The organism is Dapis hubbardiae BLCC-M172 (genome assembly GCF_050016015.1).
Classification (GTDB): domain Bacteria; phylum Cyanobacteriota; class Cyanobacteriia; order Cyanobacteriales; family Microcoleaceae; genus Trichodesmium.
Window position 1 is genome coordinate 1 of record NZ_JBNHEQ010000196.1, and the last position, 8,642, is coordinate 8,642.

Consider the following 8,642-nt stretch of genomic DNA (forward strand, 5'->3'; position numbering starts at 1 on the left):
TCAATTATCAATTATCAATTATCAATTATCAATTATCAATTATCAATTATCCATTTTGTGCATCCTTAAGTTATTTGCTGCTTTGACTCATTAATTTCTTCCGGCTCAATTTGATTATATAACATATAGTTAACTTCGTTAGCTAACCACTGCTTAAACATATTATTCAAAATTTCTTGGTATCTTTCCTCTGTTAACTCGGCCTGGATAAATTTTTCTACCATCAAAATATGATATCCTTGATCTGTTTTAAGAGGGGAAATTACCACTCCTGGTTTAGCACTAAATACTGCTGCTGCCATTTCTGGTTTTAAACTCCAACGGTGAAGTTGACCTTCATAACCAGAAAATTGCCGTCGGTTTTCGTCTATATGATAACAGTGAGCAGCATCATAAAAGCTGATTTCTTGCTCTTTGATTTGATAATATATTTCTTGGGCAAGTCGAGGTTCGCTAATAATGATTTGATATAATGATACCTGGTCATAATTAATGCGATTTTGAGCAAAGGATTTCTCGACTTCCTCTTTAAACAAATTCTCTGCTAGTTTCTGAGAAAGTAAGCGAGCGCCAATTCCGGCTTCCAAATCTTCTACTGTAATCATTTGTTCTGCAAGCCAAGCAATGGTATCAGATACTTTATATAATTTCTTTTCCATTCTCAGGCTATCGCCTTCTGACTGTATTTCTTCTGGAGATACAGTTATCCCTCTTTCCTGAGCAGCTTTCTCTATAACTTTTTGATTTAAGATTCGTTGCCAAATTTGCTTGTATTGAACATCTTGTTTGAGGGAATTGATAATATCTATATCTGTTATAGATTGGTTATTAATCATCACCATTCTACCAATTTATGTCATAACTGTTTTTATAATAGATAATTTAACTAGAGTTTGGTTGCCATTTTGGCAAATTTATAACTTTGATGATTTATTGCCATTTTGGCAGATTTTATATAGATAAATATTGACATATTTTATAAATCAGAGATATGATTTATTCGTGGTAAACCACATATTTCTACAGTAATAAATCAGACAATATTTGTGAAAAATAAACCCTCTAATAGTATTTTAATCAAGTTGCTACCGAGGGTATTCACATCCATATTCAGGATTTATTTACCTACTGATAAATTAAATTAGATTGCTAGGGCATCTTGCTGATTTTTACGATCGCTTGATACCTGTTTATTTTGAGTGTATTTGGCTTTTTTATCGGCAATACTTGTAACTTTTGAATCATTATTTTCACCAACAAATTCCATTCAGAGAATATTTATGAAAAATCAACCCTCTAATAGCATTTTAATCAAGTTGCTACCGAGGGTATTCACATCCATATCCATATTCAGGATTTATTTACCTGCTGATCAATTAAATTAGATTGCTAGGGCATCTTGCTGATTTTTACGATCGCTTGATACCTGTTTATTTTGAGTGTATTTGGCTTTTTTATCGGCAATACTTGTAACTTTTGAATCATTATTTTCACCACCACATTCCATTTCATCTTCACCTCGCTTTCTGTGTTTACTCGGTTTACAACCTTTACAATTTTCTTTGATTAACCGATTAAATGTACGATAGGGAATGTAGTCGAGGGGGTTATGACCACCAAAACGTAAGATTAAAACACAAGCCCAAGAATACTTGCCAGCAAGTATGGCTTCAATAATTAAATCAAACTGTTCGCGAGTCATTATTTTATCTAATTTGCTTTGACGATACAGTAATTCAGAACTCATAATTTTATCTCCAGATTTTTTCTAATGAATTTAACAAAATTTGAAAGTGCTATTAAAAATTGATGCCTTCTGCTTTTAATTGCTTAATTGGGTCTAATAAAACATCTGCAATGCGACGGCGACGAATAATAATGTCCGCGCTCGCAGTTTGACCAGGTTTAAAGCTAATCTTTTCACCATTTTCTGTCACATAGTTACGCTCTAAGGTAATTTCAACTTGATAAACATCTCCCATTTGTGCATCCTGGTCTGTATCAGGAGAAAGAGAGGAAACCTTGCCAGATATTAGTCCATAATCTTGATAAGGATAAGCATCAAACTTAAGTTGCACTGGCATCCCCACTCTGATAAATCCAGCTTCGGGATTAGGTAACTTAGCAGACAAAACCAGTGGGGCGTCTTGAGGGCCTATTTCTGCAATAGTTTGCCCAGGTTGCACAACCTCACCACTATTACCAACATTCAGAGAAAGTAGCACCCCACTCACAGGCGCATAAACAAACCGTTCCTTCAACCTAGTCTCAGCAGTGGCAAGTAAATTTTTATTTTCACTAATTCTTGCTTTCAGTTGAGTTAACTCAACTTCTAACTGCTGAATACGTTGCTCCATTTCTAACTGAGTTGTTTGTGCTTGTGCCTGTTTTTGGGAAAGTTGGGCTTTTAGCCGCTGTGCTTCTGCCAATGCTTGCTTTAATTTGCCTTCGGTTTCAGTTATTTGGGTTTGCCGATCTCGTAAATTCTGTTCCACTGTAAACAACCTTTCCCTGGCCTGGGTTTCCTCTGACAACTGTGCCCGAATAATGGCATTTTCTCGGTCGCGCAAAGCTTGTTCGGCTGAAAACAACCGTTCCCTGCTCTGAGTTTTCTCAGATAACTGTGCCCGAATAATGGCATTTTCTCGGTCGCGTAAAGTTTGTTCAGCTGAAAACAAGCGTTCCTGAGCCTGAGTTTTCTCAGATAACTGCGCCCGAACTAGAGCCTGTTGCCGATCGCGCAGTGCTTGTTGGGCTTGAAATAAACGTTCCTTTGACATTGCTCCCTCCTCGACCAGAGGCTGTAATGCTTCTACCCGTTGCTGATGTTCTACTACATCTGCTTTGAGTTGCTTAATCAACTCTTGGGTTTTGTCTGATAGTGGAGCAAGTTCTTGCCTTCTTTTTCTAGAAGCATCTACATCAGCTTTCAGTTGTTCCAGTAACTTATCTGTTTGACTTTCAATTGGTTCTAGCTGTTGTCGTCTTTCCCTAGAAGCATCCACGTCAGCTTGCAGTTGTGCCAATAACTCCAGACTTTTATCTGCTAAAGGTTTGAGAGTTATGTATCGTTTCTGTAATGCCGCCACATCTGACTGTAACTGATTCAGCATCGCCTGCGTAGTGTCCACATTTTTTTCTGCTTGAGCGATCGCTACTGACTGGGTTCTCATATCTGCCTTTGCCACAGCATCTCTACTTTTGGCTTCCATCCTCAGTCTGTCGAGCAAACCTTGTTTCTGAACTAACTCTTTTTCATAAGCAACTTGCTGTTGCTTTAGTCGCTTTACTTCTATTCCCGCCAGTTTCGTCTCTAGTTCAAGCAAAACTTGACCTGCTTTTACTGTATCTCCCTCTTTTACAGGGATGTTAGCTACTTTTCCCATCTCCACCGGATGTACTTTGTAAGCTTGTCCCTGTGGAACTAACTCCCCCCGTGCTTGCCCTACTTCATTAATTTTGCCAAACCATGCCCAAGCACCGAAAGCCATACAGAAAGCCATACCCCCTAATAGTACTTGCCGGGGAAATGCTGCTGTTGGTTTATCAAGCAAATTTTGGACAAATGGTGACCAATTGGAAGTATTAACATTTTCATTCGGTGTTGCTCTGTCCTGACTTTGAGCAGGTGTGGGTAACTGTGGTCCCCTAACTGATGTTGCTATTCCTCCATAGATAGAGGCTGCTAATTCATCTATTTCATCGTACTCTGCATTTATATCCTGTAAATTCCAGCTTTTAGTAGATTCATTGTTTTGATCGTATTCTGCTTCTGATTTAGTCTGATCATCCATGGACTCACCCTTCTTTTTTTGATCTTTGTTTCAAGCTGTTAAACTTTTTTGAAAAATTGTATTATTTATTATTTTTCCCTCCGTAACCATACTAACTTAATATTCGGCTTCTATTTGCCAAATTGGCAGTTTTTTACAATTAATTTGAAGTTGTGTAGCCTAATTAAGTTATTTGATTTTCTATTAACGATTATCTTTTATCAAAAATACATAATTCCTATTTGAATTGTCTAGAAATATTCTGAAAAATGTCAAAAATCATAGCTTATATACGAATATAAGTAATAGTTTAAGTTTTTTTATCTATGTAAAAATTTTCCACAAACTCTTCATAATTTTAGATCTACAATTCTTAATCTTTTCGGATTTCAAAAATAGATTGACCGTGAGAAATATATCTTTTAAGATTAATTTCTCTTTGAATAATTAGTAAAGTAAACGGATAAAAGTCGATCGACTTTCAGAAATAAATGTAACACATATTTACATAAATTCAGTATTTACTCGGTGTGTTATTACCATTTTTAGAATTAAAGGTCAAGCTGTTGTTGGGCTAAGTGATAATACAACCCACCAAGAGCTATCAATTCCTCATGAGTACCTTGCTCCAACAAAATTCCTTTATCTATAACTAAAATTTGGTCGGCATTTCTGACCGTAGATAGACGATGAGCAATAATAAAAGTAGTCCGATCACGACTAATCCTGGCTAAATTCTCCTGAAACCTCCGCTCTGAGTCCGTATCCAAAGAGCTAGTCGCCTCATCCAAAATCACAATTCGAGGGTCACCCAATAAAGCGCGGGCGATCGCCACCCGTTGACGTTGCCCCCCTGATAGAGACGAGCCCCGCTCGCCCACTTTAGTGTTATATCCCAAAGGCATATCCTGAATAAAACTATGAGCCTCTGCCAGTTTTGCCACCTCTATCACCTCTGATAAAGGTACATCATCACCATACATACTAATATTTTCCACAATAGTCCCCGAAAACAAAAAACAGTCTTGAGGCACAACACCAAGTTGCGATCGCAAAGACGGAGGCGAAACATTACGAATATCATGGCCATCAATTAAAATTCGCCCACTGTTGGGATAATACAAACTCTGCAACAACTTCACCAAGGTACTTTTACCAGACCCACTGCGCCCCACAATAGCAATAGTCTGCCCCGCTCTGGCATCAAAAGAAATATTCTGAAGTGTATTCCTCTCCTGGTCTTCATCATAACGAAAGGTAACATTCTCAAACTTCACATCTCCCCGTAACCGTGGCAACGCGAACATTTCCTTGCCAGGTATCTCTTCAGGTTCTGCTCCCAACACATCATTCAACCTTTCCACAGAAATCCAAATCTCCTGCAACTCATCCCACAGATTCACTAACACCATAAACGGGGTAATCACCTTACCAATCATCATATTAAAAGCCACATACTGACCAATACTCAGTTCCCCCTGAATCACCGAAAAACATCCAAACCAGAGTAAAACTGTACTACCAATACTATTAATTAACCCATTGCTAAACTGTAAAAGATTTCCCAACTTTTGGGCCTTAAAACCAACATTCAGAGACTTAGTTAAATCCTCTTCCCACCGCCAGCGTAACTCCTTTTCAGTTGCCGTAGCTTTGATTGTAGATACTCCGGTCATCATTTCCACCAAAGATGAATTTTGATCTGCGGCAGCATTAAAAACTTCCCGCGACACCTTGCGCAAAAAAGGAGTAGCAACCAAAGTTAAAATAGCTATCGGTGGAATCAAGGCCAAGACCAATAAAGTTAACTTTGGGTTGTAATAAAACATCAATCCCAAATAAACCATCCCGGTGAGAAAATCTAACCAAGACATCACCACCTGACGAATCAGAAAACGTTGAATTTTCTGATTTTCTTGAACCCTGGTAATAATGTCACCCACCCTCCGAGATTCAAAAAATTTCATCGGTAATCTCAAAGCGTGACTGATAAAACCAGAAACCATAGTCAGATCAACTCGATTGGAAAAATACTGAAGTAAATATTGTCTGGTTATTCCCAGGGCAAGACCTCCAATTCCAAACATTAAACTCCCTAAAGCAAAAATATTGAGGGCACTGAGACTTTTGTTAACAACTACTTGGTCAAGAATAACTTGGGTAAAGAAGGGTGTGACGAGGCCAAATACTTGAATCAATACAGACATCAGAATAATTTGCAGGATAGTATTGCGATATGGCCACAAAACATTGAAGAAATTGCCTAGAGATACTTTACCTGTTTCAGCATTTCGTAATTCTTGAGTAGGCTGCAATAGCAGGGCGTAACCACTCCAACTTCCCAGAAATTCTGAACGACTTAACCATTTTTTGCCCATTGCTGGGTCTGCAATTAAAACTTGTTTACCTTTTACTTTGTAGACAACCACATAGTGCATTCCTTCCCAGTGAGCAAACCAAGGATCTGTTTGCTCTTCTAGACGACTTAGAGATGCTCGTACAGGTCTAGATTGAAATCCTAGACTTTCTGCTGCTTTAGCGAGATTTTTGAGGGAAGCACCGGAGCGCCCCACATTCGACAAGTTTCGTAGTTGGTTAATACTGAAGCGTTTACCCCAATATTGGCTAATCATAGCTAAACAAGCTGCCCCACAATCTGAGGATGATTGCTGGAAAATCATTGGATAGTGGGCAAAAATATCCAGCACTCGGCGGTTAATTGGTTTTGGAAAAAGAACTTTGTTTTCTTTGGGTGGGGACTGAGATTTTTCTGGGGTTGGCTCTGGGGTATTGGCAGTGGTGATTTGTGGAGAATGGATGGTGACTGATTTCTTCAGAGGAGTTTTATTTGGGTTCGTTAATAAGGATGTAAGTTCATCCCATTGTTGTTTAGGTAGTTTGTAAAGTGATAGTTGTGTTTCTGCTTGCCAGTCTGTAGGTGTTTTTTCAGGATAACCCCAACTGGGAAAGGTTGGTATTTCAGTTTCGGTTGTAGAAATTTGACCACCATTTAGCCAATAATGTGCGGTTTCCCCTGGAGTTACTGTTGTGAGTTTTTCTCCTGCGGGTATTTGTATTTGCTGAAAGTGGGGCAATATGGGACGTAGTTGATGACTTGGGAGCGATCGCCATTCTGTGCAAGTTTTAAGAAAGATTTGGCATTGTCGTTGTTGTGTTTGTTCCTGTAGGTTTTGTTCCAGTTGGGGTAGTTTTTTGAGTAATGGTTGTAGTTTGGTCAGGTCAATTTTTGCTATTTGGCCTTGACTGGCAGCGATCGCCCGATAAAGTTTGATATTGTCTGCGAATAAATGGTCTCCACCAAATATTTTTCCTGTTTCTAAAACATCTACTGGTATTTCTTCTTGTTGTTCTGAGTCAAAAGCTAAAATTCTTACTCTACCTTCGCATACTAGATAAATAAAATTATTAATCCCAAATTCATTTTTAATTAACTCATCACCAAGGTTAAATTTATTGGTCTGAGAATTTTTTATCAACTCAGAAGCTATAGTAGTATCTATTTGCTGCTTTATTAATTTTTCTAAAATAGTTACTATAATTGCTGAGTTTTCCTGTGTAGATGCAGCTGAACGATCGTATGTTGATATTTTTTTCATTGTTATCTATATATATTAATTGATTTATTAATATTTGGCCAAAAAAAAATATTAAATATCAGGATTCACAAGGATTTTTACTGTAACAGTGTGCTTTATATTAACATATTTACCCTTTTATATCAAACCGCAAAAGTTTTGATACATTTTTTGAAAAAATCAATGGTGTTATACTAATTTTTGGCGTTAATTTTTGCTACCAAGTTCTATTGCTTGTTCTCGATTAATTGTTGCCCCAAAATAGATTTTTGTAACATTTTTCATCAAGTTAGTGTTAAGTTTTGAGAGAAAAAACTACAATTAATTTGATTAACGGTATTGATAGTGATATATCTGGAACAGAGACAAATAATGGGTACTCCTATATTTAGACAATAAGTCAAATTGCTTAGATAAAAACTAAGCCAAATTGCTTAGATAAAAATTCGTCTAGTTGCGGGTTTGTTTTGGATATAGGACTATTGGCATTGGTTAACTCAGCTATAATTTTCGTACTTTAGGATTAAATCTTTACTATTCGCCTTTTTTGTGGGAATACATAAGATTTGTTTGATGAACTCACCTTATTATCTTCTTTTGGAAGACCGCAAGAGCAAAAACAGATTTTCCTCACATCTTTACCGAATCTTCATTAAATTCCTATTTTCTCTTCATCGAATCTTCACAAAAGTCTCTGTGAGACGTCTTAAGTATAATTATGTAGTGGCTCTCTCCGTATTAGATATCTCCGTATTAGATATCTCCGTAGTTGATATCTCCGTAGTCCATATTTCCAGAAAATCAAAAAGTCTCTCTAAAAATTTTTTGCTGGTCACCTTCTGGAGCTATTGCCTATTACTTACTCCTGCAAAAAATCTATATCTTTTTCACGCCTCATATCATGTCGGGTAGCATCGGTATTCTATAGAACCCCTGAAGGGATCTATTTAAAAACAGAGGAGAGAGATGGGGAGATGGGGAGATGGGGAGATGGGGAGATGGGGAGATGGGGAGATGGGGTGTATTAGATATCTCCCACTCATCCAATCCTCAAATTAATTCTCACCCATTTTTTATCAATTACTTCTCCCTCCGACCTATTTTCTGGAGATACTGTTAGGGCTTCTATATAGAATCCGGTTATATAATATATTTGATAATTTTATAATTACTTCAATATTCAATCTCCCTTACTCTCTTATATGAAAACAGAGGAGAGAGATGGGGAGATGGGGAGATGGGGAGATAGGGAGATGGGGTGTATTAGATATCT

General features: G+C 37.5%; 5 protein-coding genes. All 5 read right to left on the minus strand.

All coding sequences use genetic code 11. The annotated features are described in order from the left end of the window. Positions 1-65 precede the first annotated feature (65 nt). Positions 66-836, minus strand: a complete 771-nt coding sequence (locus ACP6PK_RS18055; RefSeq protein ID WP_426561404.1) for a foldase protein PrsA — start codon at positions 834-836, stop codon at positions 66-68. Positions 837-1,141: 305 nt separating this feature from the next. Next, positions 1,142-1,267: a hypothetical protein gene (locus tag ACP6PK_RS18060; RefSeq protein WP_426561406.1), complete on the minus strand. Its 126-nt coding sequence runs from the start codon at positions 1,265-1,267 to the stop codon at positions 1,142-1,144. A gap of 114 nt (positions 1,268-1,381) precedes the next feature. Next, positions 1,382-1,747 (minus strand): HetP family heterocyst commitment protein, encoded by a 366-nt coding sequence (locus ACP6PK_RS18065; protein ID WP_426561408.1) that lies wholly within the window; start codon positions 1,745-1,747, stop codon positions 1,382-1,384. 52 nt (positions 1,748-1,799) lie between these two features. After that, positions 1,800-3,794, minus strand: a complete 1,995-nt coding sequence (locus ACP6PK_RS18070) for a beta-barrel domain-containing protein (RefSeq protein ID WP_426561410.1) — start codon at positions 3,792-3,794, stop codon at positions 1,800-1,802. Between the two features lie 530 nt (positions 3,795-4,324). Next, a complete protein-coding gene (locus ACP6PK_RS18075; protein WP_426561412.1) occupies positions 4,325-7,390 on the minus strand; it encodes an ABC transporter transmembrane domain-containing protein in 3,066 nt (1,021 codons plus the stop codon). Positions 7,391-8,642: the final 1,252 nt, after the last annotated feature.